This is a genomic window from Mycobacterium sp. UNC410CL29Cvi84 (assembly GCF_000686745.1).
GTDB lineage: Bacteria > Actinomycetota > Actinomycetes > Mycobacteriales > Mycobacteriaceae > Mycobacterium > Mycobacterium mucogenicum_B.
In genome coordinates this window covers 475,620-499,919 of record NZ_JMLM01000002.1, presented here as the reverse complement: position 1 = coordinate 499,919, position 24,300 = coordinate 475,620, and the positions used below count along the sequence as shown (strand labels likewise).

General features: G+C 66.3%; 30 protein-coding genes and 1 pseudogene. 17 read left to right on the top strand and 14 right to left on the bottom strand.

What is annotated here, in order from left to right:
• The first annotated feature begins 12 nt into the window (after positions 1–12).
• A complete protein-coding gene (locus BR47_RS0106080) occupies positions 13–309 on the top strand; it encodes a DUF1330 domain-containing protein (RefSeq protein WP_029118909.1) in 297 nt (98 codons plus the stop codon).
• A 10-nt stretch (positions 310–319) separates the two neighbouring features.
• Here BR47_RS0106080 and BR47_RS0106075 read toward each other — a convergent pair whose 3' ends face one another.
• Positions 320–910: a TetR/AcrR family transcriptional regulator gene (locus tag BR47_RS0106075; protein WP_029118908.1), complete on the bottom strand. Its 591-nt coding sequence runs from the start codon at positions 908–910 to the stop codon at positions 320–322.
• A 59-nt stretch (positions 911–969) separates the two neighbouring features.
• On the opposite strand from BR47_RS0106075, the gene BR47_RS0106070 reads away from it, so the two are divergent.
• Entirely contained in the window at positions 970–2,004 is a 1,035-nt protein-coding gene (locus tag BR47_RS0106070) for a zinc-dependent alcohol dehydrogenase (RefSeq protein WP_036426855.1), read from the top strand.
• Here the strand turns inward: BR47_RS0106070 and BR47_RS29880 are convergent, their stop codons facing one another.
• Entirely contained in the window at positions 2,005–2,445 is a 441-nt protein-coding gene (locus BR47_RS29880; RefSeq protein WP_231506667.1) for a hypothetical protein, read from the bottom strand.
• A 234-nt stretch (positions 2,446–2,679) separates the two neighbouring features.
• On the bottom strand, positions 2,680–3,279 hold the full coding sequence (locus BR47_RS0106060) for a TetR/AcrR family transcriptional regulator (RefSeq protein ID WP_036426736.1): 600 nt from the start codon (positions 3,277–3,279) through the stop codon (positions 2,680–2,682).
• Positions 3,280–3,402: 123 nt separating this feature from the next.
• Between BR47_RS0106060 and BR47_RS0106055 the strand changes: the two genes are divergently transcribed.
• Positions 3,403–5,004, top strand: coding sequence for an FAD-binding protein (locus BR47_RS0106055; RefSeq protein ID WP_029118905.1), 1,602 nt, complete (start codon positions 3,403–3,405; stop codon positions 5,002–5,004).
• Here the strand turns inward: BR47_RS0106055 and BR47_RS29875 are convergent.
• A complete protein-coding gene (locus BR47_RS29875) occupies positions 4,991–7,870 on the bottom strand; it encodes an MMPL/RND family transporter (RefSeq protein ID WP_020100437.1) in 2,880 nt (959 codons plus the stop codon). The two genes, BR47_RS0106055 and BR47_RS29875, sit on opposite strands and share 14 nt — an antisense overlap.
• On the bottom strand, positions 7,867–8,298 hold the full coding sequence (locus BR47_RS0106045) for an MmpS family transport accessory protein (protein WP_225433674.1): 432 nt from the start codon (positions 8,296–8,298) through the stop codon (positions 7,867–7,869). Before BR47_RS0106045 ends, BR47_RS29875 begins: the two co-directional genes overlap by 4 nt.
• Before the next feature lie 221 nt (positions 8,299–8,519).
• On the opposite strand from BR47_RS0106045, the gene BR47_RS0106040 reads away from it, so the two are divergent.
• Positions 8,520–9,116, top strand: a complete 597-nt coding sequence (locus BR47_RS0106040) for a TetR/AcrR family transcriptional regulator (RefSeq protein ID WP_029104989.1) — start codon at positions 8,520–8,522, stop codon at positions 9,114–9,116.
• 18 nt (positions 9,117–9,134) lie between these two features.
• Here the strand turns inward: BR47_RS0106040 and BR47_RS0106035 are convergent, their stop codons facing one another.
• Positions 9,135–9,536 carry a PaaI family thioesterase gene (locus BR47_RS0106035; protein WP_029104988.1) on the bottom strand — a complete coding sequence of 134 codons (402 nt, stop codon included), beginning with the start codon at positions 9,534–9,536 and terminating at the stop codon, positions 9,135–9,137.
• A 189-nt stretch (positions 9,537–9,725) separates the two neighbouring features.
• Here BR47_RS0106035 and BR47_RS0106030 point away from each other — a divergent pair, with 189 nt between their 5' ends.
• The gene (locus BR47_RS0106030) at positions 9,726–11,057 is read left to right on the top strand and encodes an aminotransferase-like domain-containing protein (RefSeq protein ID WP_029118904.1); all 1,332 of its coding nucleotides are present in this window, start codon (positions 9,726–9,728) and stop codon (positions 11,055–11,057) included.
• Here BR47_RS0106030 and BR47_RS0106025 read toward each other — a convergent pair.
• Positions 11,050–12,243 carry an MFS transporter gene (locus tag BR47_RS0106025; RefSeq protein WP_029118903.1) on the bottom strand — a complete coding sequence of 398 codons (1,194 nt, stop codon included), beginning with the start codon at positions 12,241–12,243 and terminating at the stop codon, positions 11,050–11,052. The two genes, BR47_RS0106030 and BR47_RS0106025, sit on opposite strands and share 8 nt — an antisense overlap.
• A 105-nt stretch (positions 12,244–12,348) precedes the next feature.
• On the opposite strand from BR47_RS0106025, the gene BR47_RS0106020 reads away from it, so the two are divergent.
• Positions 12,349–12,804, top strand: coding sequence for a winged helix-turn-helix transcriptional regulator (locus tag BR47_RS0106020; RefSeq protein ID WP_029118902.1), 456 nt, complete (start codon positions 12,349–12,351; stop codon positions 12,802–12,804).
• Here the strand turns inward: BR47_RS0106020 and BR47_RS29870 are convergent.
• On the bottom strand, positions 12,752–13,243 hold the full coding sequence (locus BR47_RS29870; protein WP_020100430.1) for a helix-turn-helix domain-containing protein: 492 nt from the start codon (positions 13,241–13,243) through the stop codon (positions 12,752–12,754). The genes BR47_RS0106020 and BR47_RS29870 overlap by 53 nt on opposite strands.
• Positions 13,244–13,793: 550 nt before the next feature.
• Here BR47_RS29870 and BR47_RS31935 point away from each other — a divergent pair.
• On the top strand, positions 13,794–14,261 hold the full coding sequence (locus BR47_RS31935; RefSeq protein ID WP_020100429.1) for a hypothetical protein: 468 nt from the start codon (positions 13,794–13,796) through the stop codon (positions 14,259–14,261).
• Positions 14,262–14,314: 53 nt separating this feature from the next.
• Positions 14,315–15,262 (top strand): DNA-binding protein WhiA, encoded by a 948-nt coding sequence (whiA, locus tag BR47_RS0106005; RefSeq protein ID WP_029104986.1) that lies wholly within the window; start codon positions 14,315–14,317, stop codon positions 15,260–15,262.
• Positions 15,263–15,279: 17 nt separating this feature from the next.
• Here the strand turns inward: whiA and BR47_RS0106000 are convergent, their stop codons facing one another.
• Complete coding sequence (locus BR47_RS0106000) at positions 15,280–15,738, bottom strand: hypothetical protein (RefSeq protein ID WP_138158398.1); 459 nt, start codon at positions 15,736–15,738, stop codon at positions 15,280–15,282.
• Entirely contained in the window at positions 15,735–16,307 is a 573-nt protein-coding gene (locus BR47_RS0105995; protein ID WP_020100426.1) for an RNA polymerase sigma factor, read from the bottom strand. The genes BR47_RS0106000 and BR47_RS0105995 overlap by 4 nt, the downstream gene beginning before the upstream one ends.
• Positions 16,308–16,500: 193 nt before the next feature.
• Here BR47_RS0105995 and BR47_RS0105990 point away from each other — a divergent pair, with 193 nt between their 5' ends.
• From BR47_RS0105990 to BR47_RS0105965, 6 genes are all read left to right on the top strand, one after another.
• Positions 16,501–16,965 carry an Asp23/Gls24 family envelope stress response protein gene (locus BR47_RS0105990; protein ID WP_020100425.1) on the top strand — a complete coding sequence of 155 codons (465 nt, stop codon included), beginning with the start codon at positions 16,501–16,503 and terminating at the stop codon, positions 16,963–16,965.
• Entirely contained in the window at positions 16,955–17,284 is a 330-nt protein-coding gene (locus tag BR47_RS0105985; RefSeq protein ID WP_020100424.1) for a hypothetical protein, read from the top strand. Before BR47_RS0105990 ends, BR47_RS0105985 begins: the two co-directional genes overlap by 11 nt.
• A 100-nt stretch (positions 17,285–17,384) precedes the next feature.
• Positions 17,385–17,564 (top strand): hypothetical protein, encoded by a 180-nt coding sequence (locus tag BR47_RS0105980; protein WP_020100423.1) that lies wholly within the window; start codon positions 17,385–17,387, stop codon positions 17,562–17,564.
• A complete protein-coding gene (locus BR47_RS0105975; protein WP_020100422.1) occupies positions 17,557–17,955 on the top strand; it encodes an Asp23/Gls24 family envelope stress response protein in 399 nt (132 codons plus the stop codon). Before BR47_RS0105980 ends, BR47_RS0105975 begins: the two co-directional genes overlap by 8 nt.
• The gene (locus tag BR47_RS29860; RefSeq protein ID WP_020100421.1) at positions 17,955–18,515 is read left to right on the top strand and encodes a DUF6286 domain-containing protein; all 561 of its coding nucleotides are present in this window, start codon (positions 17,955–17,957) and stop codon (positions 18,513–18,515) included. Before BR47_RS0105975 ends, BR47_RS29860 begins: the two co-directional genes overlap by 1 nt.
• Complete coding sequence (locus tag BR47_RS0105965; protein ID WP_020100420.1) at positions 18,512–19,078, top strand: hypothetical protein; 567 nt, start codon at positions 18,512–18,514, stop codon at positions 19,076–19,078. The genes BR47_RS29860 and BR47_RS0105965 overlap by 4 nt, the downstream gene beginning before the upstream one ends.
• A 37-nt stretch (positions 19,079–19,115) precedes the next feature.
• Here BR47_RS0105965 and BR47_RS0105960 read toward each other — a convergent pair whose 3' ends face one another.
• Entirely contained in the window at positions 19,116–20,036 is a 921-nt protein-coding gene (locus BR47_RS0105960; RefSeq protein WP_029118901.1) for an MBL fold metallo-hydrolase, read from the bottom strand.
• A 151-nt stretch (positions 20,037–20,187) separates the two neighbouring features.
• On the opposite strand from BR47_RS0105960, the gene BR47_RS0105955 reads away from it, so the two are divergent.
• From BR47_RS0105955 to BR47_RS0105945, 3 genes and pseudogenes are all read left to right on the top strand, one after another.
• Positions 20,188–20,418: a hypothetical protein gene (locus tag BR47_RS0105955; RefSeq protein WP_020100418.1), complete on the top strand. Its 231-nt coding sequence runs from the start codon at positions 20,188–20,190 to the stop codon at positions 20,416–20,418.
• 23 nt (positions 20,419–20,441) lie between these two features.
• A pseudogene (locus tag BR47_RS33685) lies at positions 20,442–20,788 on the top strand (aminopeptidase).
• Positions 20,789–20,821: 33 nt separating this feature from the next.
• Complete coding sequence (locus BR47_RS0105945; RefSeq protein WP_029118900.1) at positions 20,822–22,042, top strand: MCE family protein; 1,221 nt, start codon at positions 20,822–20,824, stop codon at positions 22,040–22,042.
• Positions 22,043–22,180: 138 nt separating this feature from the next.
• Here the strand turns inward: BR47_RS0105945 and BR47_RS0105940 are convergent, their stop codons facing one another.
• From BR47_RS0105940 to BR47_RS0105930, 3 genes are all read right to left on the bottom strand, one after another.
• Positions 22,181–22,459, bottom strand: coding sequence for a hypothetical protein (locus BR47_RS0105940; protein ID WP_029118899.1), 279 nt, complete (start codon positions 22,457–22,459; stop codon positions 22,181–22,183).
• Positions 22,460–22,548: 89 nt separating this feature from the next.
• Positions 22,549–23,727, bottom strand: a complete 1,179-nt coding sequence (locus BR47_RS0105935; protein WP_029118898.1) for an MFS transporter — start codon at positions 23,725–23,727, stop codon at positions 22,549–22,551.
• Between the two features lie 42 nt (positions 23,728–23,769).
• Positions 23,770–24,246, bottom strand: a complete 477-nt coding sequence (locus BR47_RS0105930) for a Chromate resistance protein ChrB (protein ID WP_020100413.1) — start codon at positions 24,244–24,246, stop codon at positions 23,770–23,772.
• Between the last annotated feature and the right edge of the window lie 54 nt (positions 24,247–24,300).

The following is a 24,300-nucleotide window of genomic DNA, read 5'->3' as shown; positions in this document are numbered from 1 at the left end:
TACCGTGCCTGCATGACGGTGTATGCCATTGCGCAGCTTCGGTTTACGGATCGGCCCGCCTACGACAGGTATCACAGCCGGTTCATGGGCGTCTTCGCGAAGTACGCGGGAACCATCCTCGCCGCCGACGAGGCGCCCGCGGTCATCGAAGGCGACTGGGATCGCGAGAAGGTGGTCCTGATGTCGTTCCCCGACGAGTCGTCGTTCCGTGAATGGGCGAATTCACCTGAGTATCAGGAAATCTCGGTCGACCGCCGGGCCGGGTCGGATGCCGTCGTCCTGCTCGTCAAGGGAATCGGTGCGTCCTAGGCGGAATACCCTAGGCCCCGGCTACGGCGGCGATCCGCGACTCGATGAGTCCGGCCAACTGCTGACCGACCGTGATCAGCGCGCTGCCGTCGCGGCCCGCGCGGGCGAGTAGGAGCCCGCCTTCTATTCCGGCCAACACGGTCAGGGCCACGTCGGCGGCCTCGTCACCTGACAGCCCTGCCGCGGTCAGGGCTTCGGCGATCACCTTCCGCCAGCTGGTGAAAGCTCGATCGCACACCGCGCCGATCGTCTCGGACTGGGCGGAGGTTTCGAGGGCCACCGTGGCGATCGGGCAGCCGTCCGCCCAGCCGCTGCGTTCGAGTTCGCGCGCACCGACTTTGGTCCACATGCGGACGGCGTCGGCCGGCCCGTGCTGTGACATCGCGTACCGCAGCATCTGCTCGTACTCCGCCGCCGCGCCGGTCAACGCATCGACGGCCAATTGCTCTTTGCCGCCGGGGAAGTGGTGGGCCTGCGATCCCCATGGTGCGCTGCTTTCGGCAATGACCTGACGCCATCCCGTGGCGGCAAAACCCTGACGCCGGAACAGCGTTGCGGCCGAGCGGACGATGCGATCGCGCGAATCGGAGATGCGGGGCATCGAGAAAGAATAGCTTGACAAGACAAACGTCATAATAAGACACTCGTCCTATGTCATTGATGCAGTCTCTGACCTTGCTCGGTACCGGCTCGTTGCGGTGGGATGATGTCGCCGCCCCGGTACTCACCGGCCCCGGGGAGGCCATCGTTCGGCCGGTGGCGGTCGCGACATGCGACCTCGACACGCTCGTCCTCCGGGGCAGCTATCCCTTGCCGGGTCCGTATCCGTTGGGGCATGAAGGTGTCGCTGAGGTCATCGAAATCGGCGCCGACGTACACAGCGTGGCGATCGGGGATCTGGTCGTCGTACCGTTCCAAATCTCATGCGGCACTTGCGAACCGTGCCGACGCGGGCGCACCGGCAACTGTGCGAGCCATCCCAGGATGTCGACGTTCGGGCTGGGGCAGATGGGCGGGCTGCAGTGGGGCGGTCTGCTCGCTGATCGGGTCCGGGTTCCGCACGCCGACGCCATGCTGGTCCCCGTGCCGCACGGCGTCGACCCCGCCGTCGTCGCCAGTGCCAGCGACAACATCCCGGACGCCTGGCGGGCCGTCGGGCCTCAACTAGCCGCTGAGCCAAGCGCGGAAGTCCTGGTGGTCGGCGGCGCGGGCGGGCCGCACTCGATCGGGCTGTATGCGGTTGGGCTCGCAGTGGCGGCGGGGGCCGGATCGGTGACCTATGTCGACACCGACCCGCAGCGGCTGTCCATCGCGGAGAAATACAGTGCGGCGGTGGTGGACGGTGTACCGGCCCGAAAGGTCGGCAGTTTCGCGATCACGGTGGACTCCAGTAGCACCGAAGCCGGACTTCGTTGTGCGCTGAACAGCACCGCTGCCGATGGGGTGTGCACGAGTACCTCTGTGTACCTTCAGGATCCGCAGATCCCGATGTTCGCGATGTACTCGCGCTGCTGCACCCTGCACGCCGGACGTGCACACGTCCGCCCGGCGATTCCCGAGGTGCTGAAACTCGTCGCAGCCGGCGAGTTCGACCCCACGCTCGTCACCACCACCCATGCCGCGTGGGACGACGCCATCGACGCACTGGCGGAGCCCACGATGAAAGTTGTTGTCACGCGCGATGGTTCGTACTGATCAGACCGGCGCGATGTAGTTGCTGCTGTAGAACTCCGCCGGAACTTGCGAGTGAGCCGACGGCAGGTCCACTGCCAGCCACAAGCCGGTGGTGCCGGCCGGGATGGGCGCCTGCAGTGTGACGCTGCCGCTGCCGTAGGCATCGGTGACGAGTGTACCGGTGGTGATGCTGGGATCACCGGCCAGGCAGCCCAGCGCCGCGTGTGGTGCGGGGATCACCCGCACGACGTAGCGCGCGTCGTCGGCGCCGTTCGTCACGTCGATGTGCGCGACCGCGATGTGCCCATCCGAGGTGATCTCGGCGAAGGGTCTTGCGCTCGCGCGACCCAATTGCGTAGTCACCAGTTGAAAGTCGCACGTGTGCATGTTGGCGAGCAGGAGCATCCGATGGGCAGGCGATGCGGATGCCGACGTGGCCACCGTCGTCAAGGTTGCACTCATTGCCGCTGAGATGACCACGGCTCGCGCGATTGCGGCCCGGGTAGTTGCTGCGGTGGTCACTGTGAACCTTCTTGTCCGTGCGTGAAATAGATTGACGCACTGCGTGTTCAACAGCCTATGAAGGTCAGGGGGCGGCCCGGATCGTGCTGCGGTCGGAGATCGGCCTGGTGCTTCCTACTCCCGGGGTAGGTATCGATCGCCACCCACGGCACGATGCCGGCGCTGGCGGCGTGCCTAGCTCGCCGGCGCGACGCCGTTCAGGACGAAGTCGATGACGGCACCGGCGACGTCGCGCTGCGTCTTTCCCGAGCCGACGGCGTTGTGCAACAGCGCTGTCATCATGACCGCGCCGAAGATGCTGACCGCATCGGTGTGTGGCTCCGCGACACGTTTCAGGGTGCCGTCGGCGGCACCGGCCTCGAGCACACGCGCGATGGGTTCGTAGAACGCGTCCTGGACGGCGGAGGCCAGGTCGGGGAGGCGGATGGCGCGGCCCAGGTCGCCGACCAGCGCCATGCTGGTTCCCGGCCGATTCATCGTGTGCGCAACCTGCGCGGTGATGACGGCTTTGAGTCGTTCCCGCCCGCTACCGGCGGAGTCGGCGGCAGCGGCAACGTCACGAGCCAGGTCGCCCAGTGAATCCCGCAGCAGAAAACCGAGGATGTCGTCCTTGCCGGTGAAGTAGTAGTACAGCGTGGCCTTCGGCACGCCGGATGCGGCGGCGATCTCTTCGATCTTCGTGTTTTCCAGGCCTTTGGCGGCGATCAGGTCGGCCGCGGCATAGAGCTTGCTCGCCACCGCCGCGGGCACGGCCCGTCCCGTCTGCTCAACCACGAATCGAAGTGTACGAGCAGCACGCCGGCGGAATTCTGGGACCGTGGAACCGACATCCAAACTGATATGTTGTACTCAAAGTCTAAACCACCAGTTCTAGGTGCAAGGTCGGGAGTGATCAACATGAGCAGCGTCACCGCAGACGTCGTTGTGGTCGGCTACGGAGCCGCGGGCGTGTCGGCGGCGCTCGAAGCGCGCGCTCAGGGCGCGGACGTTCTTGCCATCGACCGTTTCAACGGGGGCGGTGCCACGCAGGTGTCCGGCGGGATCATCTACGCCGGCGGTGGCACGTGGGTCCAGCGCCAGGCCGGCATCGACGACAGTGCCGACGCGATGTACACCTACCTGCACGCCGAGGTCGGCGACTCGGTGCGGCCGGAAACACTGCGGCGGTTCGTCGACGGCAGCCCCGCGATGATCGACTGGCTCACCGCACACGGCGTGCCGTTCGAAGCATCGGTGTGCCCGTACAAGACGTCGTACCCCAACAACAAGTACTACCTGTACTACTCGGGGAGCGAGAACTCCGGACACTTCCGTGCGCTCACCCCACCGGTGCAGCGCGGTCACCGGGCCAAGGGGCCGGGTGCTTCGGGCAAGAAGATCTATCACCCACTGGCGGCGTCAGCGCGCCGGGCGGGCGTGCGCACGATGTTCCACACGCGCGCCGACACACTGCTGACCGACGCTGCCGGTCGGGTCGTAGGGGTCCGGACGAACACCTTGGCGCACGCCCCGGCGTGGGTGCAGCGGCGCTACGCGATGTACGGCGCGCTCGCCGTGAAGCCGGGCATCTACTACCCGCCGCTGCGCGCGGTGATGGAGCGGCGTCTGGCCGCCCTCGAGCGCCGGTACGCCCAGACGGTCGATATCCTTGCCCGCAAAGGCGTGATCCTTTGTGCCGGTGGCTATATCGCGAATCGCGAACTGATCGAGCAGCACGCTCCGGGCTATCGCGATGGCCTGCAGCTCGGCACCAGTGCGGACGACGGTAGCGGCATGCAGTTGGCTGTCGACGTCGGCGCGGCCGTGGACCGCCTGGACAACGTATCCGCGTGGCGGTTCATCACGCCGCCCAGTGCGATGCTCGGCGGGCTTGTCGTCGACGAACACGGACAGCGCTTCATCGACGAAACCCGGTACGGCGCAGCCATCGGCAACGCGATGGTGCAGGGCCACAACGGCCGGGGCTGGGTCCTGGCCGACCGCACGTTGCTCGAACAGGCGCGCAAACAGCTACCGCAGCAGGCGATCTGGTTCCAGCGCCTGCAGATGGAGGCGATGCTGCGGGCCGATCGCGTGGAGGCCGACACCATCGAGGCCGTCGCCGCCAAGGCGGGCGTCGACGCGGCGGGACTGCGCCGGACCGTCGCCGAGCACAACGAGGCGGCGGCAGCGGGGCGCCCGGATCCGATGGGCAAGCCGGCCGAATACGTCCACCCCATCGAACAGGGGCCCTACTCGCTGATCGCGATCTCGATCAAGCGCAGCCTGATCAACCCGTGCCCGATGTTCACCCTCGGCGGCCTCATCGTCGACGAAGACACCGGCGCCGTGAAAACCCCTGAGGGACAAGCGATCGACGGCCTCTTCGCAGCAGGACGCACCGCGCTCGGCATCTGCGCCAACTCCTACGTGAGCGGACTGTCGCTCGCCGACTGCGTGTTCTCCGGACGACGTGCCGGCGCGCACGTCGTCCAGCTCCCTTCCATCAGCGCTCGCTGAGCGACAGGTCGTCGTCGTCGGACTTCTGGGCCGGCGATGGCCACTGGGCGGGAACCGGGCGCTGGCGCACGATCTGCGGCCACCAGAACCACTTGCCCAGTAGTGCCGCGATCGACGGTGTCATGAACGAGCGCACCACCAACGTGTCGAACAGCAGACCCAGGCCGATGGTCGTGCCGATCTGCCCGAGGATCACCAGTGGACTGAAGATGAACGCGGCCATCGTCGCCGAGAACACCAGACCGGCTGCCGTGACGACGCTGCCGGTGCCACCCATCGACCGGATGATGCCGGTGTTGAGGCCGGCATGCATCTCCTCTTTGAACCGGGACACCAGCAGCAGGTTGTAGTCGGCGCCGACCGCCAACAGCAGGATGATCGCGAGCGGCACCACGACCCAGTACAGATGGATGCCGAAGATGTACTGCCACACCAGAACCGACAAACCGATCGATGCGCCCAGCGACAGCACGACGGTACCGACGATGACGGCCGCGGCGACGATGCTGCGGGTCACGATCACCATGATCAGCAGGATGAGCGCGACTGCCGCCAGTGCGGAGATCAACAGGTCGTACTTGGTGCCCTCTTGAATGTCCTTGTTGGTGGAGCCGATACCTGCGATGTAAATCTTGGCGTCCGACATGGGTGTCGCCTTGAGGGCATCGAACACCGCGTCCTTGATCGCGTTGATGTGCGGGATGGCCTCGGGGTTGGCGGGGTTGCCCTGGTGCGTCACGATCATGCGCGCCGCTTTGCCGTCGGGTGACAGGAACAGCTTGAGCCCGCGCTTGAAGTCGGCGTTGTCGAAGGCCTCGGGCGGCAGGTAGAACGTGTCGTCGTTCTTGGCGTCGTCGAACGCCTTGCCCATGGCCGTCGCGTTCTTCAGGGCCTCGTCGCTCTGGGAGTTGGTGCCACCCGTGGTCGCGTAATTCGACAGCGTCAGTTCACGATTGCGTTCCTGGATGGCGATCTGCGGCGGGATCAGCGCGACCAGTTGCGGTTGCAGAGCGTCCAACTTGTCGAGGCTGGCCGTGATGTTGCCGAACTTGTCGGAAAGATCGGCGATACCGTCCAGCGAGTCGAACACCGACCGCAGCGCCGCGCACATGGGGATGTCGAAGCAGTGCGGTTCCCAGTAGAAGTAGTTCCGCAACGGTCGGAACTGGTCATCGAAATCGGCGAGCTTGTTGCGCAGATCGTTGACCGTGACGACGGTGTCGTGGAACGCCTCGACCTGCTCATGGGTCGCTGCCGCGCTCTGCTTCTGCAGCGAGAGCTGCTGCTTGAGCACGCCGATCGTATTGTCGATCTCGCCCGCCTGCTTCAGCAGATCGTTGGCCCGGTCCTTCTGGTAGCCCAGGTTCATGATCTGGCTCGCGCTGGATGCGCTGATCTGGAACGGGATGGAGCTGTGCGTGATCGGCGTGCCCAGCGGGCGCGTGATCGATTGCACCAGAGCGATTCCCGGTGTGTGCAGCACGGCCTTGGCCGCGCGCTCGAGGATCAGCATGTCCGCCGGATTCCGCATGTCGTGGTCGGCTTCGATCATCACGAGCTCGGGGTTGATGCGGGCCTCGGTGAAATGCCTTTCGGCGGCTTCCATACCGACGACGCCGGGTGCGCTGGCGGGGATGTACGGGCGGTTGTCGTAGCTGACTTCGAAGCCGGGCAGGGCGAACACCCCGATGAGCGCGATCGCGCCGGTGACCACGAGGATCGGTCCGGGCCAGCGCACGATGGCGGTACCGATCTTGCGCCAGCCGCGCGCCCGCTGGGCGACCTTGGGCTCCATCAGTCCGAAGCGGGTGGCGATCAACAAGACCGCGGGGCCCAGCGTCAGCGCGGCCGCCAATGTCACGAGAACCCCGATGGCCGCGGGGATTCCGAGGGTCTGGAAGTAGGGGAGCCGGGCGAAGCTCATGCACGCGACGGCGCCGGCGATCGTCAGGCCGGAGCCCACCATGACGTGGACCGTGCCGTGCCACATGTCGTGGTAGGCCGATATTCGGTCCATGCCCTTGCCGCGCGCCTCCTGGTAGCGGCCGACGACGAAGATGGCGTAGTCGGTGCCCGCCGCGATGGCCAGCAGGGTCAACAGGTTCGTCGCGTAAGTGGACAGACCGATGACGCCGGCATGGGCGAGAACGGCCACGACACCGCGGGCCGCCATGAGCTCGACGGCGACCGTCAGCAGGACGATCAGCATCGTCACCAGTGATCGGTAGACAAAGAGCAACATGATGCCGATGACCAGGAACGTGACACCGGTGACCTCGTTGGTGCCCGCGCTGCCGACCTCGAAGTTGTCGGTCACCAATGGCGAAGCGCCGGTGATGTAGGCCCGGATACCGGGCGGCGGCGGATCATCGGCGACGATCTTGCGCACGGCGTCCACGGAGATGTTCGACATCGCCTCGCCCTGATTGCCGCGCAGATACAGCTGGGTCAGGGCGGCCTTGCCGTCCTTGCTCTGGGAGCCGCCGGCGGTGAGCGGGTCACCCCAGAAGTCCTGCACGTGCTCGACGTGCTCTTTGTCGGCCTGGAGCCGCTTCACCAAGCCGTCGTAGTAGTTGTGTGCCTCGGGCCCGAGCGGCTGGTCGCCCTCGATGACGAGCATTGCCGCACTGTCGGAATCGAATTCGTGGAAGACCTCGCCAATGTGTCGCATCGCGAGAATGCCCGGCGCATCGGCTGCGTTCTGCCCGACCGAGCGTTCCCAGCCGACAACCTCGAGCTGCGGCGCGATGGTGTTGGAGCCGGCGGCGATGACGATCCAGATCAGCAGGATCGGTAGGGACAGCTTGCGGATGAGGCGGGCGGGCAGGGAGCCCTCGACGGCGGGATCGGTCCGGTGCTCGCTCATGCGGTCTTGTCCAGGCACGAGATGTATCCGTTCACGTGGTTCGTGGACCTTTCGTCCTTGACGATGCCGTTGACGGTGATGCGGCACCCGATGGTGCTGCCGTCACCCTGGGCGCGCAGGTCGGCGTACATGGTCGGGTCGTCGGTCGTCAGCTCCTGCGACCACGGCAGGGTGACGTTCTCGACGCGCTGCGGCTGCGCATTGATGTCCAGAAAGTTGATGGTGGCCACGGATCCGGGCGTGCCGAATACCTCGAACAGCACCTTTTTCGGGTTGTAGCCCGTGTTCTCCAGGGCTTCTGATCCGGGTCGCGATATCTCGTTGTCGGAGCCGAAGATGCCCCGCAATCGGTCGACACTGAATGCGACCAAGGCGACTACGACAATCGCCACGATGGCGATCCACTGCCGGCGTGCCAACTTGCTCACCGAAAACTTGCTCAAGCCACAGCCTTTCGACGCCCCCGATGACGAAGAGCCGCAGCGATCTCGTCAAATCGTCCCGTAACGGAGAACGGTACGGTACCGTACGCGCGATCGCAACCGGGTTGACATATGAGCAAAACCCTGCGCTCAATGCCTTAACGAGGTGCAACACCGTGGTGTAACTCTGGTATTCCATCTGTGTGCGATCTGGAAGAGGTGTGGCGATGTCGGGCGACATGTGCGATGCCTCGAGCTGCCCGTGGAGTGAGCGCGAAGCCGAACTGCTGGCGATCACGCTGGAGTTGTTGCAGGAGCACGGGTATGACCGGCTGAGCGTCGAAGCGGTGGCGACCAGGGCCAAGGCCAGCAAGGCGACGATGTACCGACGCTGGCCGTCGAAGGCCGACCTGGTGTTGGCCGCCTTCATCGAAGGCACCCGGAACTCGGCGGTGCCGCCCCACACCGGCTCGCTCCGTGGAGATCTCCTCGAGATCGGCCGGTCCGTCTGCGAGCAGGCTCAGGTACATACCCGGACCATGCGGGCTGTGCTCAACGAGATGTCACACAGCCCCGGCCTCCAGTCGGTCATGCAGGAGAAGTTTGTCCTACAGCGCAAGTTGGTGATCGACGGTGTCCTGGCCGACGCCGTCGAACGCGGCGAGATCGACGCCGCAGCCATCGACGAGGAGATCTTCGACGTGTTGCCCGGATACCTGGTGTTCCGGGCGCTCGTCTCCGATCGGCCACCCACCGAAGAGACGGTGCGCATCATGGTCGACGACGTGCTGCTGCCCAGCCTCACCCGCCACCGGCCGAAGTAGGCCGGCAGGCCGTCGTGGTCAGCGTCCGGACGCCCGGTCGCCGACCAGCGTCATGACGGTGCTCGTGGCGGTGGCGACGGTCTTGCCGTCACTCTGGCGCACGATATCGCAGTGGTAGTGCGTGATCGTCTTGCCCGAGTGCGTTGGGACGGCGCGGGCGGTCAGCGTGTCACTCCACACCGGACGCAAAAACACCGCGCGTAGGTCGATGCTCGTGAACGACTCAGCCGGTCGCATGAGCGTGGAGTGCGCCGTCCCGATCGCCGCGTCGGCGAGCTCGACGAGGAACCCACCGTGCACCGTCCCCTGTTGATTGCCGTGCCGGTCCGCGTCGACCTTGACGGTCACAGACGCAGTGCCGGAACCGATTTCGGTGATCTCGAAGTCGAGCAGCTGTGAGATCGCCGTTGGATATCTCATATGAGTACGGTCGTCCGGCTGTGAGGTGCCCGCCAGGCGCCGCTGCAGGAACTCCAGCACGGGCAGCTGGTCGGCTTCGGTATCGGGCATCGGTTTCTCCTCGGGGTGGCAGCCGGGAGTGGCTGACACCCGAACCTACGATCCTTAAACTGATGCAATCAACGGATTGTCATAGGGATAGGGACCGCGGTGCGGACGGAGCGCTACAAGATCGTCGCCGATGAGATCGCTGCCGCCATCCGTGCCCGTGACCTGCCGGCGGGAACGCGACTGCCGACCCATCGTGAGTTGGCACTGGAGCGCGGGATCGCGCTGCCCACCGCCACCAAGGTGTACCGCGAACTCACGGCGGCGGGCCTTGTGGTGGGGGAGCCCGGAAGAGGTACGTACGTAAGGGATCTCAGTGGCTTCGCGGGCCTGGAGCCGCTGCGGTTGCCGGCCGGCGCGCGCGTCGCAGACCTGTCCTTCAACCAGCCTCTCGCGACCGAGCAGTCGGAGCAGCTCCGTCATGCGCTCCGCGACCTGGCGGCCGAAGGTGACCTGGGGGCGCTGCTGCTCCAGCAGCCGCCGGGTGGCCGTACTGTCGATGCTGCCGCCGTGGCCACCCATCTGCTCGATCGCGGACTCGATGTCCCGCCGGGCAATGTGCTCTTGACCGCCGGTGCGCAACACGCACTCGACGTCGTCGTCACCGCGGTGGCAGACCCGGGTTCGACGCTGGCCGCCGATGCGGTCACCTACCCGGGGCTCAAGCTGCTCGCCGACAGCCGCCGTCTGGATCTGGCGGCAGTGCGGTGCGGGCCGGACGGCACGGACCTCGAGTCGCTCGACCGGCTCGCTCGGCGGCGCAAGATCGCCGTTCTGTACGTGTTGCCGACCGTGCACAACCCACTCGGATTCGTCCTGGATTCGGCTGCGCGACAACACATCGCCGCATTGGCCCGCCGGTACGACTTCGCCATCATCGAGGATGCCACCTATGCGTTCCTGGCGCCTGCCGCGCCCGCACCCATCCAGACGCTGGCGCCGGAGCGGACCTTCTACGTGGGGAGCTTCTCGAAGAATCTCGCTACGGGCCTGCGCGCCGGGTATCTGGTGGCACCGGCCGCGGACCGCAGCCGGCTGGTCCGGGCGCTGCGAGCCACGAGCTGGGGAACCAGTTCTCTCGCAACGGCTCTCGTCACCCGCTGGATTCGCGACGGTACCGTGTCGCGGCTCGAGAAGGCCCGGCGTGAAGACGCGCGGGAACGGCAGGCCATCGCGCGACGCGCCTTCGAAGGCTTCGACTATCAGGCTCATCCGGCGTCGTACTCGGGCTGGCTTCAGCTGCCCGCGGAGATCCGCAGCGATCAGGCCGCACACCGCCTGGCTCAGACCGGCATCCTCGTCTCGACCGGCGACGCGTTCGCGATCGGAGGAGGTACCGCACCCAACGCCATCCGGGTCGCGCTTGCGAACCCGAAAATCCAGGAGCTCGCCGGCCTGCTCGACCGCTGCCGCAGCGCGCTGGCCATCACCTGAGCCGGTCGCCGATCCACACGCCAAGGGCGGCCAGTGCGAAGACGGCACCCACCACGCTCGTGCCGCTCCATCCGGTGTGTGCGTACGCGACGGTGGCGGCGATGGCGCCGAGACCCGTACCGATCGAGTAATAGACCATGTAGCCGCCGATGAGGCTGGTGGTCGCTGTCGGATCGGACTCCACGATGATGTGCTGGTTGATGACGTGCAGTGCCTCGCCCGCGAAATCGAGTGCAATCAAACCGATTCCGAGTAGGAGCAGCGAGCTCGGGGTCTGGGCGATGGCAAGCCACGAGGCGAGGAACACGACGAGCATGCCGCCGGTGGCGAGCTGGGCGTGACCCGCGTCGGCCCACCGGCCCGCACCCGATGCACCGAGTGCCCCGGCGGCGCCGACGATGCCGAACAGTCCGATCTGTGTCGCGGTCAGGTGCCACGGCTGCGCGGCGAGCGGAAGTGCCATCGATCCCCATGCGGCGCCGAAGCTGGCGAACATCAGTCCGCCGATGAGACTTCGCACCCGAAATGCTCTGTCGCTCCGGGTGAGGGCGACGACGGAGGTGATCGCCCGACGGTAGGGCGCTGCGACTTTCTCAACGGTGTCGCGAGGGAGCGTCGCGGCCAGCCAACCGCTGACCGCCACCATGACAAGTGCCGCCACGACGAACACCGCGCGCCAGCCCCACAAGCCGGCGATGGCTCCGGAAACGGTGCGGGCCAACAGGATTCCGAGTACCACACCCGTCGTGACGATGCCGACGGTGCGCCCGCGCCGGTCGGGCGGGCTGGTCGCCGCGGCGAACGCGGTGATCACCTGGACAACCGTCGAGGCCGCGCCGAAGAGAGCGCAGAACGCGAGGAACGTCCACGCCGACGGCGCGACAGCAGCCCCGAGAAGTCCCAGCGCGGTCACCGCGAGTTGCACGAGGATGATGCGGCGCCGGTCGAAGCGATCGCCCAGCGGCACCACCAGGATCAGCCCGAGCAGGTAGCCACCCTGCGTCGCCGTTGTGACCCAGCCCAACTGAGCCGCGGACATGTGCAGCTGCAAGCCGAGGTCGTCCAGAAGCGGTTGAGCGTAATAGACATTGGCCACCGCGGCGCCACTGACGAAGGCCAGTAGCAGGGCCATCCCGGTGCCGATGGTCTGGATCTGCCGGGTATCGGTTTCGGTCGTGCACGACATTCGATGGGCCGTCCCTCTGGAGCATCCGAGAAAGTGGTACTAGATTGCAACCAGACCATAGGCAATGTGGTTGCAAATTGCAACCACATGAATCTGAGGGGTGTCATGAGCAGTCGACTGGCTCGATCGACCTGTCCGGTATCGCGCACCGTCGACATCGTCGGCGACAAGTGGACGTTGATGATCCTTCGCGATGCCTTCGAAGGGTTATCGCGGTTCTCGCAGTTCCAGCGCAGCCTCGGCGTCGCGAAGAACATCCTGTCGGGACGTCTGCAGCACCTGGTCGAAGCCGGGGTGATGGAGTCGCGTCCCGACGCGGGTGGCTCGTCCTATCGAGAATATGTACTCACGCCCAAGGGGGAGAAGCTCTTTCACCTCATGGTCGCGCTGCGGGAATGGGGTGCGGACAACGCGTTCACCGACGATGAGCCGCGCACGGCGTACGTCGACTCGCGTACCGGTGCGGCATTGCCGAGATTGCGGTATCAATCGCCCGGGGGCGACGAGATCAAGCCCGAGCACACCCGGCCCGTGCGGCCCGACGGTTGGGTCGCCCCGTGACGACGACGGTCGGCGGCAGCACCTCCATCTGCTCGGCAATGGTTGCCATACAGTCGAATTGATATGCGCCGGCCTGCTCGAGCAGGTCGTCACGCTGGCTGGGCGTCAGCGTCAGGAGTGCCGTGGTGAGTTCGCGGACACTCTTGTCGTGGACAACATCGAGCCAGTCCAGTTCGGCGTCGAGCGCACGCGCATAACTGGTATCGGGGTCGAAGTACTCGACCTCGACGCCGAAGAACTCTGCCAACATCACCGCGGTGCGCGGGGACGGGTACCTCCGGATACCCGAGCGCAGTTGCGACAGGTAGGGGGCCGACAGCCGGTGCCCGCGTCGGTCGAGCGCTTCGGTGACCTCGAAGTTGCGATACGGCCCCCGGCCGGGAGCCCAGATGGTGTCGAACAATCGATTGAGACGTGCCGCGAAAGTTGCTGTGTCCACTGAATATTGGCGACGATTCTTGCTGGCCATCGAGTTCCCCCTCGAATCAAGCTGCAGTGCAGTGACTTACGGTGACTCAGTTGATGCCGGCCTGGTCGTGGTGCCGGCGTGACCTGATGCTGACCGCCCGGGGGTGCGGTTCCTGGGCCAGATGCCACAGGGCGTTGTTCGGGCGCGAGCCCGTCGCACGAACATTAGCTCACATTTCTGTGAATGCAATGTCAGCTAATGTTTGCGAAGAGTTGACGCGCCGGTAGGTTCGTGGAATTCTCGTGACATCAGTTGAGTGCCAGTAAAGCCGGGGGGCTTGGGGCCGGTCTTCTCAAGGGGGATGCAGTGTTTCGTGTTCTGCCGCGGGTGTCGCGGAGTGTCGTGTCGACCTTGGCGCTGCTCACATCGCCGTAGTGGCGATTGTGAGGGTGTCACGTTCGGTGGTTGCTGGTCTGGTGCCGCCGCGGGATTGACCGCGTTGGCCGGGGCCGTGCCATGAGCCGCACACCCTGCTGCTTCACGACGTCACGGAGACGCCGTGCACGATATGGAGACTTGAATGAATTCTGTTGGAAAGCAGGGGTGCCCACAGCACGACTGCACAGAATGGACCGGAGAGACCGCAGAGGTTCTGGCGCTGCTGCGCGGTTCACCGCTGGCGAACCAGCCGCGCCCGGTGGCGCGCAACTCCGCGCACATCCCGGGCATGATCTGTCAGCCACCGCGTCCCGTGCGGGTGGCGTATTGGTGGGCCAATGCACTCCAGGCGCAAGGCTGGCGCCTGCGCGCGCTGGGGGAACCGCTCGCCGGTGGCGGGTTCCTCGCCGAGATCGGTCTGACCGGCGAGGACTCGGTGTGGGTGGTGTTCCCCCGGAACATGCCCGACGACGGCACCGAAGCGTCGGCGTTGGCAAACTACCTGCAGCGACTGACCTTTGATCAGCGGAACTACCTGCGCCGGCTTGTCGCCTGTGCGCCCGGCGTAGAAGTGTCCCGGCGACCGAATGGATCGTCGGCACCTTCGTGATTTCCGGTGCGGTGGCGAATACGGAACGAATGTGTTGTGGGGGATTTGCGGTGTTGACACCGAGAGTGAAAGACGAGTTGGCCAGCACCGTCGTGCACCTGCCGAGTGCGCGCAAAGCCGAGGTGACCGCACTGCTCCAGTTCGCGGGCGGACTCCGCGTGGCCAACGGGCGCGTCGTGATCGACGCTGACGTGGACCGCGAATCCGTTGCCAACCGCGTGTGCCGGGACCTCAAAGACCTGTGTGGGTCTTCGGCGGAAGTACGCGTGCTGCCGAGCGTCGCTTCGCGGCGTCGCTACCTGGTGCATATCGCCCACCAGGCGGAAGACGTGGCCCGATGGACCGGGCTCATCGACCGCTGGGGACGGCCGGTCCGGGGGATGCCCGCGCAGATCGTCGGCGGTAGCCGGGCCGAAGCCGAAGCCGTGTGGCGCGGCGCCTTTCTCGCCCGCGGATCGTTGGCGCTGGCCGGCCGCGCCCGTGGGCTGGAGGTGGAATGCCCGGGGATGGAGGCTGCCCTGGCGCTGACAGGGGCTGCCCGACGGCTCGGCGTGCAGGTGAAGGCACGACAGCTGCGGGGCGCTGATCGGGTCACGGTGCGCGACGCGGACACCATCTCCGCATTGCTGAATCTCATTGGCGCCCAACAGACTCATGTCGTCTGGCAGTCGTACCGCGACCGTACCGGCACCGCCACCGCAGGTGCGGCACTGGTGGACTCCAACCAGCGCCGTGCGCAGCAGTCGGCGATGACGACGGCCGTGCGGGCGCAACGAGCGCTGGAAATCCTCGGCGACAAGGCACCTGACCATTTCGTCGAGATCGCTCGGTTGCGAATCCAGCATCCTGACCTGTCGTTGGAGGATCTCGGTCGCCTCGCTGAGCCTCCGTTGACGAAGCATGCAGCCGCCGGCCGGCTACGGCGGGTGTTGGGAATGGCTGACCGCGAAGCCCAGCGCGCCGGCATCGCCGACACCAGTACGGACCTCGCCGCGGGCTGACCTGAACGGCGCCGCGGTCACCCCAGCGGGTCACCCTCGACGACGTCGGTGATGGTCACGTCGATAGGTCCGGACGGACCGCTGCCGTCCTGGTCGAGGTCGTCGAGGATCGTTCGGATGGTGTCCAGCACCAAGCGCCGGATGTCGTCGCCGAGGTCGCGAAGTTGGGTTCCGTAGCTGCCGGTGACGTCGATGTCGATGGCGCGCAGCACGGCACCGTCCAGGGTGAAGGCGATTCGGGTCGGCTGGCACACGAAGCTGCGACGCAACTCGCGGGCCAGCAGGCTGCGCAGCGCGTGATCGGTGATGTACACGACGCCGTCACCGGTATCGCGTGACGCGCGGACGGGCCAACCGACGCGCGGCGCAGCATGCACCGCCGCGCGCACTCTGTCGCTGATGGCGTCCCAGCCGGGTTCGGGCACAGTTCTCAGGTATGAAGCCGCGCTGTGCAGGAAGGGATCAGGCTCAGTCACTGCCACCTCCTCAACAGAACTCGCAAAGTCTTCACAGCCCGCAGGTGGTGACCGCGCACGGCGTCGGGACTGAGCTGTAGCACCTCGCCGATCTCAGGGAACGTCATTTGCTCGACCTCCCGCATCATCCAGACCGCACGCTGGCGGACCGGCAGTTCGCCGAGTGCCAGCTCGAGGGCATCCAGGAAGGCGGCATTGGATGCCGCGGTGAAAGGGTCCGCGGACGTGTCGGGTCCTGCCAGCGGTTCCAGTACCCAATCCTCAACCGGTCGTGCACGTTTGAGCCGGTGCGTGTCGGCGATCTTTCGGTAGCAGATCGCGAACAGCCACGTCCGCAGTGACGAGCTTCCGCGGAACGAGCCGATCTGCTGCCACGCGGCAACGAAGGTGTCCTGCACGACATCCGGGACGTCGGCCTCGGAAGCGAGCATTCGCCGCGCGTAGCGGTAGAGCACTGGTCCGTAGCGGTTGACGATGGTGTCGAACGCTTCGCGATCGCCGACCACCGCCGAGGCGCGCAAGGCCTCGTCGTCAGCGTCGCGTAGGTCGCCACCGGTTGGCGCTGTCACCACACTCCGCTCTCAACTACGCTTCACCGCTCGTGAAATATAGGCATTCGTACCAGAATTGAATGCCCAACGGGCTGTGTGAGACAAGTTCGGCTGAGTAGATTTGCGATGTGTCCTGAATCACTCAAATGGGACGTTCGGTTCGAGTTCTGAGTAACGACTACCCAATAACGACGTCGAAAGGGGAGCGGTGATGACCAGCGCACAGGCCGACACGGAGCCGTCCGGCAAAGAAGTCAGCCCGTACCAGGGTTCACCGTTGGTGAGCACGCAGGGCAAGACGACCATTGCGGACGTGGTGGTCTCCAAGATCGCCGGGATCGCGACCCGCGAGGTCAGCGGCGTGTACGACCTGGGCGGCGGGGCGTCGCGGGTGGTCGGCGCGATCCGCGAACGGATCCCCGGCGCGAGCGTCAACCAGAGCCAGGGCGTATCGGTCGAGATCGGCGAGAAGCAGGCGGCGGTCGACATCGACATCGTCGCCGAGTACGGCGTGGCGATCGCCGACCTCGCTGCAGGTATCCGCCGCAACGTCATCGCCGCGGTCGAACGCATGACGGGCCTCGAGGTGACCGAGGTCAACATCACCGTCCACGACGTGCACCTGGACGGTGACAGCGGCGACGACGCCGACGCCGCGCCCGCCCGTGTCCAGTGATGCCCCGACGGGGGATGCGGTTGTCGAGGACCCGGCCGAACGCATCGCTGCGGCGGTGATCGCCGTGGCGGGCGTGGCCGGTTTGCACGCGGGCATGTTCGGCGAGGTGGCGACCTACCTGCCGGGACGTCGGGTATCCGGCGTCCGGATTGGGGCCGACCGGGTCGACGTCCACGTCAGTCTGGTCCTCGGCGTGCCGGTGCGGCCGACCGCAACCGCGATCCAGCGGGCCGTCGCCGAGTTGATCGAACTACCTGTCGACGTCACGATCGAAGATCTCGTGCCGGTGACACCAACGCCTGGTCGGGGGTTGCTGTAGACCGCCGTGGTGCGGCGGCGCGACGAGGGGCGCGCCGCCTCACCACGGGCCACGAATTCCTAAGTGCCAGTACTACTTCGTAACGCGGAAGGTTCACATCATGACCTCATCGACGCTGGGTCTGGTCGCCGGTCTGCTACTCGGCATCGCTGCGGCCGCCGGCGGGCTCGGTGGATTTCTCATCGCGTTGCTTCTCGGCGTGGCGGGCTATCTGATCGGCGCACACCGCGACGGCGAACTCGATCTCGCCTCCCTGTTGCAGAGGCGCGACCGTGACTGAGCCAGAGGTCGTCGAAAACGTTGCGGCGCAGGCTGACTCCGAGGACGACGGGGCCACCCGCGGCAGCCTGACCGTCCGCGAGAAGGTCGCGCAGCGGCTTGCCGTCCGCGCCGCACTCGACACTCCCGACGTGCTGCCGTTCCCGGAAGGACGCGCCAAGATCCCGGGCCGGTCTCTGCCGCAAGCGCAGCTGACGGTCACCGGCGACCGCGTCACGGCCCATCTCAAAGTGACCGTGGCGTGGCCGGCGCCGGCGGTGGACGTCGGGCGTGCGGTACAGCGCAATGTCGCGCAGACCTTGTCGAGCATGGGCGGACTGCAGGTGGACCGCGTCGACGTCACCGTAGAGCAGCTGAGCACCGTCACCAAGGACACGAAGAGGACCCGTTGATGACTGCCGACAACGTCGCACTTCCCGCACCCGGCCGGTCCCCGGCCGCCGCGGCCACCGCCCGATATGTTGCGGTGGCGCTGGCACTGGTCGTCATGTTCGCCGGCGTCGTGTCCCTGCGTGAGGCAGGTGTCGTGTTGGGCTGGGTCGGCGGGACGCCGTGGATCGGCACGGCCATCGCAGCACTCAACGGCCTGCGGAGTCAGTGGTGGATGGTGCCCGCCGGTGTCGGCGCACTGCTGCTCGGCCTCTGGCTGGTGTTCGTCGCGCTGCGGCCCCGACGCAAGACCGTCGTCGCCGTCGACGCGGCGGGGTCGGTGTGGATGCGCCCGCGCGACGTGGCCCGGCTGGCAACCCACGCGGCGTCGTGTGTACCCGGCGTGGAGGTGCTGAACTCCGCGGCCACTCGCCGCAAGGTCACCATGTATGTCGGAATCACCGGCATCGAGTCCGACACCGCGGCGAAGGGTGCGGTCGCCGCCGCCGTGGGCAGCGCGACCGAAATTCTCATCCCCACACCGAAAATCGTCGTGCGCATCGGCACGAGCGGGGCTGCATGAGCCTGCTGCCGACCGACCTCGTGGATCGCGCGGCGACACTGGTCGCCGGGATCGTCGTGGCATCCCTGGGTGCCGCGGCGGCACTGTGGCCGACGCACGTGGTGCATGCGGCTCCGGAACAGATCAGTACGGGGCCGGTCGCGCGGGCGACCTCTTCGACGTGGTGGCCGTGGGAACTGGCGGGAGCGGGCGCGCTGCTGGTGATACTGGGGCTGGTCTGGCTCATCGCCCATGTGCCGGTCCGCAAGGCGCAGGTCCTGCGCGTTCCCGGCACGAGTGACCCGGGATTCATCACCGTGAACCTCGATGGCGTCGCCACGGCGGCCGCCGCCGCGTTGGCGCAGGAATCGAATGTGCAGTCCGCCAAGGGCAAGACGATTGCCGACCGCGGCACCGCGACCGTCGAATTGACCGTCACCACGGCGCACCCGGCCGGCCTGGCCGATGTCGTGTCCGCTATCGACACCACGCTTGCCGACATCGCCCGCGTCACCGGAGGCACCGGCGATACCGTGGCGGCACGCGCGGTCCTACAGATCGCCAAAACCAAACGCCCCGGGTGAGTCCGCCGGCCGGCGAACTCACCCGTGTCTGTCCGTCTCAGCAAACTTGGACAGCGTCGACATAGTTTTGCCAACGGAAGCCATCACCGTCCCGGCCGACAAACAGGGGGCCGTGCGCGGGGAAGTGGGCCGTAACCAGGCCCAGCCCTTCGTTCGCGCTGCGCTCGAGGATGGCGCGGCGCGTGCCGATCGCCTGCTGTGGGTCGTGGTCGGCGAAGAACACGAGCTCGGGATACAGCGCCTGCACGGGGTGGTGCAGTGCGTCGCCCACGATGAGTAGACCGCCTCCGGGACTGGCGATCTCGACCGCTAGATGTCCGGGCGTGTGCCCTGCCGCGTCGACCGCGCGGATCTGTGTGGCCCCGCTCGAATGGATGACGTCACCCGGGCTGACGCCGCGGTGTGCGCCGCTCTCCAGTATGGGCAGCACGCTGTCCTGGTAGACCCAGCCCGCGTCGCTTCGCCATTGCCCCACCGGCGCCGACTTCCACTGTGCTCGAAGGTATTCGAGCTCGGCATCGTGAAACCAGTAGGTGGCATTCGGGAAGGTCGGCGCCCATACGCCGTCGATCAGACGGGTGTTCCATCCGCAGTGGTCCAGGTGCAGGTGGGTATTGATGACGATGTCGACATCGGCCGGTTCGAACCCTGCCCGCGCAAGGCGGTTCAGATAGTCGGTGTCGAGCATATGAAGATCCGCGAAGTACGGTCGGTTCTTGTGGTTGCCGGAGCAGGTGTCGATGACGATCACGCTGCCGTCGATCTCGATGACGTAGTTGTGGATCGCGAACAGCATCGTGCCGGCGTCGTCGGTGAGGGCCGACGGTGCGAACAGTTGCTGCGCGGTATCGAGCTGTGCGTCGCTGATCGCGGGGTACCAGAGCCGGGGCGCGATTGGCCAGACATCCAACTCCGTGAGCTGCGTGACGGTCGCGTTCCCGACGCAAAATGTGTGCACGGGGGTGGCCAACGCTGTTGACCCCGTATCTATTCCGGCTACATCCAAACGCGGGACGTCAGGCCGATGGTGACGTTTGGAACAACCGATCAGCGGGAATAGGGGAAATCAGCTGATGCCGTCGGCGCGTCACTCAGTGTGAGGAATCGAGATGGTCCACGAACTGGTATTGGCCGTACAGAGCCAGCCCGAAGCAGCCGGATTCATCCTGCGGGGTATCAAGGGAATCTTCGTCGCCATCGGCAGCGTCATTGCCGCGATCATCTGCGCGGTGATCGCCGGCACGAAGGGCCGCAGCGCCCTCGGTTGGGGGATTCTGGGGTTGTTCTTCTCGATCCTGACGCTCATCGTCGTGATCGTCATCCCCTCCAAGAAGTCTTGAGCCAACTGAGATTAGGAGCAACGATGTCTGTTCGACGAATGCTTTTGCTCGCGGGTGCCATCTTGCTGTTGGCCGGCGCGATAGGGCTCTTGGTGCCGGTTTCTGCCTCGTCCAGTGACGGCAAGGAAATCGGTTGCGGCAGCGCACTGTTCCAGGATCTCGACCAAGCCCGCGCGGCGAGGCGTCGAGCATCGCGGGCGTACCGATCCTCAATGAGATTGTCCCGCATACCGATTACGTGGCGCTGTGTGAATCTGCGCTGTCCGGTCGCCGGACCTGGGCCATCCCAGTCGCGATCGTCGGGATCGTCGTCGCGGCGTCGGCCGCCGTGGTCCGGCGCCGAACTGACGCAAGCGCGCCGTTCTCCTGATCCAGGGGGCCTCGCCGCCCTAACATCGGGCCCATGGGTGACACCCGTGCGCCGCTCAACAAGAACCGGACGCCGCCCTACAAGACCGCCGGCATGGTCTTCGCCTTCGTCGCCGCAGTGTTCTCGACGCTGATCTGGTTCCAGTTCCGCGGCTACTTCCGCACCTCGACCGAACTGTATGTGCTCGCGAGCCGAGCGGGACTCGCACTGGATCCGGGCTCGAAAGTCACCTACAACGGGGTGCCGATCGGCCGCCTGCGGGCCGTGGACGTGGTGCCGGGCGACGACAGGAGAGCCCAAGCCCGGTTGGTGCTCGATGTGGAGCCGCGGTACTTGAACGCGTTGCCGCGCAATGCCGAGGTGAGGCTATCGGCCACCACGGCGTTCGGCAACAAGTACGTCGCCTTTGCCTCCCCGAATGTTCCGTCACCGCAACGGCTTCGGGCGGGCGATCAGATCGACGCCATCGCCGTCACCACCGAATTCAACACCTTGTTCGAGACCATCATGGCGATCTCCGAGCGGATCGACCCCGTCAAGGTGAACATGACGCTGACGGCGGCCGCACAGGCGCTCGACGGGCTCGGTGACAAATTCGGGCAGTCCCTGGCCGAGGGCAACGACATCCTGGCCGACTTGGTCGCGCGCATGCCGGCACTCCGACACGACATGATGGCCGTCGCCGATCTCGCCGATGCCTACACGCACGCGTCCCCGGACCTGTGGGACGGACTGAACAGCGCCGTCACATCCGCGCGGACCATCCACGACCAGAGTGCGGACCTGGACCGTGCCCTGATGGCCGCGGTCGGGTACGGCGATACCGCCGCGGACAGCTTCGAGCGCGGTGGTCCGTACCTCGTGCGCGGTGCCCAGGACCTCATGCCGACGGCTCGGCTGTTGGCCGAGTACAGCCCCGAATTCGACTGCACGTTCAGGGGCGTGGTGCGAGCAGCACCGGCTTTGGCCAAGGCCATCGGCGGCAACGGCTACTCGCTGGAAGGACCCGGCACCCTGGTCGGCGGCGGGAATCCATACGTGTATCCGGACAATCTGCCGCGCATCAATGCGTCGGGCGGCCCGATGGGCCGGCCTGGATGCTGGCAGGTGACCAAAGACATCCTTCCGATGCCGTATCTGGTCATGGATGTCGGCGCCTCCATCGCGCCCTACAACCACATCGGCCTGAACTCACCACTGGTGGTCGACTACGTGTGGGGGCGTCAGCTGGGGGAGCGCACGATCAACCCGTGACGGCACATCAGGTAAACAACCGTGGAGCAGAGTTTGGTGTGCAGAATCAGGGGTATCTGCTGCCACGATGCTGCCGGACGAAAGGGATTGCGCCATGCCTACCAACCCGAAACCGCTGTCCCGAGCTCGCCTGACCGTCTACGTCGGCGCAGTGGCGCTGGCGGTGACCGGCCTTGCCGCGTGTGGCGACAAAGCCTCGAACGACAAGTCGACGACATCGGTCACCACGACGACGTCGACCACCGAAACATCCACGACCACAATATTTCCGACGTCGGTTGCGCCGACCGTGAGTTCGTCGGGGCCGGTCACAGAAACGCCCGCGCCGCAGATGCCTGCGACGGAGACCGGTCGGCCGATGGTCCCGGCGCCACCGGCCATGCCCGCACCGCCGATGGTCCCGGCGCCACCGGCCATTCCTGCGCCACCGGCGATACCGTCGCCGCCGCCTATTCCGTCACCGCCCCCGATCCCGATGCCCTGACATCAGATCCGGCTGAGCCTGATCAGCTGGACCCGCGGCCGGCAAGTACGAGGAAGTTGGCTGCGGCGGCGAGGCAGACCGTCACGGCCAGGAGCGCCACCGTCAGAGTCGATGCAGCAGAGATGGCGCCGACGAGAAGTGGTGCCGCGAAAGCGCCCAGCAGGCGGCTGATCTCGGCGATGCCGACCACCTGGCCGAGCCGCTCGGGAGGATTTGTCCGGGCCAGGTAGGTGAACCCGAGTGGTGCAATCACGCCCGCGCCGGCACCGACCAGCACGCCGGCACCCACCAGGCCGGCGACAGTCGGGGCCAGTGACGCCGAGGCGAAACCTAGTGCCACCAACAGCAGTCCGATGCCGATCCCGGTGTGGTCGGTCAATCGTCCGGCATCGCGGATACGGCGCACGGGTCGCTGTACCAATGCGGCGACCGCAACCAGACTGGAGACGAGTGCACCGGAGGCCAACGGCCCGAGGCCCTGTTGGGTGGCCAGGACAGGCAAGAACCCGAGGCTGACGGACACCGCCGCCGCGCCCGCAGCGAGGGCCAGAGCCGGCCACACACCTGCTGTCTTGAACAGAGCCCGGACGAGATCCGTCGTCGACTCACTCGTCGGGGCCGCGGCATCAATCGTCGGCACGGCCATCGCTGCCCATGCCGTCAGCACGGCGGCAAGGACGGCGAGCAGCAGGAACAGTGCCGAATGCCCGCCAGCGCCAACCAAAATGCCGCCGAGCAGGGGGCCCAGCGCGTAACCCGCCGCTTTCCAGGTGCGGTACCCACCGAAGGAGTGGCTCGTGCCGGCGGGGGACAACCGGGTCAGCACCGCATCGGCACCAAGTCCGACAGCCGCGGCGGCTGCCCCTTGGCCGAGTCGCGCCAGTCCCACGCCGAACGCGTCCTCCGCAATGACGAACGCCCCCGATGCCACTACCGAGGTGACCAACCCGGTCAGCAGCACTCCCCGTGGCCCCATAATGGCGGAGAGTGCACGGATGATCGGTTTGAGCAGCAGTTCGGCCGCAGGATAGAGCGCGAGCAGGAGCCCCAACGTGAGCAATGTCCCATGGCTGATCCGCAGATAGCTCGCCAAATTTGCCGCGATGCTGGTGGCGCTCAACGCAATTGCGAATCCGGCGCCATAGACCGCCAGCAGGCCCGAGCGGGGTACACCATCCGGTTCTCCGGGCGATGTACTCATCGCGGCTTCCGCGGTGACTTGATCGCCTGCGCTGCGGAGTAATTACATCTGGTGCAGTGCTCGATACACCCGTGCGGCGTAGTCGGCCAAGTGGCCCGCGCACCGTTCAAGCCGTAGGTGGGCCTCTGCGGCGACTGGCGCGCCAAAGACGTCGCGCGCCTTGATGTCTCGGTGCGACCGACGCAGCCGCTCCAGCCGCTCTTGCTGGTCGACCAGCGCTGTGATGGTGAGTTCACCGTTGGCGATTGCCGTGTCGATCTGGGCGTCGAACTCTGCGCATCCAGAAAGGAAGCCAGTCCATTCGTTGGCTCGTTCAGCGGTGAACATGTCTTGCAGTCGCGCCGATTCCGATCTGTCACGACCGGCCGCGCTGAGCGTCAACACTTCGCCGCCGCCGCGATGCGCCAACTGGACCACTCGTGCGACACCGTCGGCGAAGACCGGAACGTCGGGCATCGCCCACACACCCTGCCCGATCTGTAATGCGCCACCCCGCCGCAGCTCGCGCCACGTCGCCACCCGATGCCGAGAGGGCACTGCAGGTATCCGCACCACCAAAATCAGCCACCGCAC

Coding starts and splice junctions, on each gene's coding strand:
- BR47_RS0105990 (WP_020100425.1), top strand. CDS start 16,501: ATGACCAGCGCACAGGCCGACACGGAGCCGTCCGGCAAAGAAGTCAGC.
- BR47_RS0106070 (WP_036426855.1), top strand. CDS start 970: ATGCAGTCTCTGACCTTGCTCGGTACCGGCTCGTTGCGGTGGGATGAT.
- BR47_RS0105935 (WP_029118898.1), bottom strand. CDS start 23,727: ATGAGTACATCGCCCGGAGAACCGGATGGTGTACCCCGCTCGGGCCTG.
- BR47_RS31935 (WP_020100429.1), top strand. CDS start 13,794: ATGAATTCTGTTGGAAAGCAGGGGTGCCCACAGCACGACTGCACAGAA.
- BR47_RS29875 (WP_020100437.1), bottom strand. CDS start 7,870: ATGAGCGAGCACCGGACCGATCCCGCCGTCGAGGGCTCCCTGCCCGCC.
- BR47_RS0106025 (WP_029118903.1), bottom strand. CDS start 12,243: ATGTCGTGCACGACCGAAACCGATACCCGGCAGATCCAGACCATCGGC.
- BR47_RS29880 (WP_231506667.1), bottom strand. CDS start 2,445: ATGAGTGCAACCTTGACGACGGTGGCCACGTCGGCATCCGCATCGCCT.
- BR47_RS0105965 (WP_020100420.1), top strand. CDS start 18,512: ATGAGCCTGCTGCCGACCGACCTCGTGGATCGCGCGGCGACACTGGTC.
- BR47_RS0106020 (WP_029118902.1), top strand. CDS start 12,349: ATGAGCAGTCGACTGGCTCGATCGACCTGTCCGGTATCGCGCACCGTC.
- BR47_RS0105955 (WP_020100418.1), top strand. CDS start 20,188: ATGGTCCACGAACTGGTATTGGCCGTACAGAGCCAGCCCGAAGCAGCC.
- BR47_RS0105945 (WP_029118900.1), top strand. CDS start 20,822: ATGGGTGACACCCGTGCGCCGCTCAACAAGAACCGGACGCCGCCCTAC.
- BR47_RS29860 (WP_020100421.1), top strand. CDS start 17,955: ATGACTGCCGACAACGTCGCACTTCCCGCACCCGGCCGGTCCCCGGCC.
- BR47_RS0106075 (WP_029118908.1), bottom strand. CDS start 910: ATGCCCCGCATCTCCGATTCGCGCGATCGCATCGTCCGCTCGGCCGCA.
- BR47_RS0106055 (WP_029118905.1), top strand. CDS start 3,403: ATGAGCAGCGTCACCGCAGACGTCGTTGTGGTCGGCTACGGAGCCGCG.
- BR47_RS0105940 (WP_029118899.1), bottom strand. CDS start 22,459: ATGGCCGGTGGCGCCGGGACCATCGGCGGTGCGGGCATGGCCGGTGGC.
- BR47_RS0106080 (WP_029118909.1), top strand. CDS start 13: ATGACGGTGTATGCCATTGCGCAGCTTCGGTTTACGGATCGGCCCGCC.
- BR47_RS0106035 (WP_029104988.1), bottom strand. CDS start 9,536: ATGAGATATCCAACGGCGATCTCACAGCTGCTCGACTTCGAGATCACC.
- BR47_RS0106040 (WP_029104989.1), top strand. CDS start 8,520: ATGTCGGGCGACATGTGCGATGCCTCGAGCTGCCCGTGGAGTGAGCGC.
- BR47_RS0105980 (WP_020100423.1), top strand. CDS start 17,385: ATGACCTCATCGACGCTGGGTCTGGTCGCCGGTCTGCTACTCGGCATC.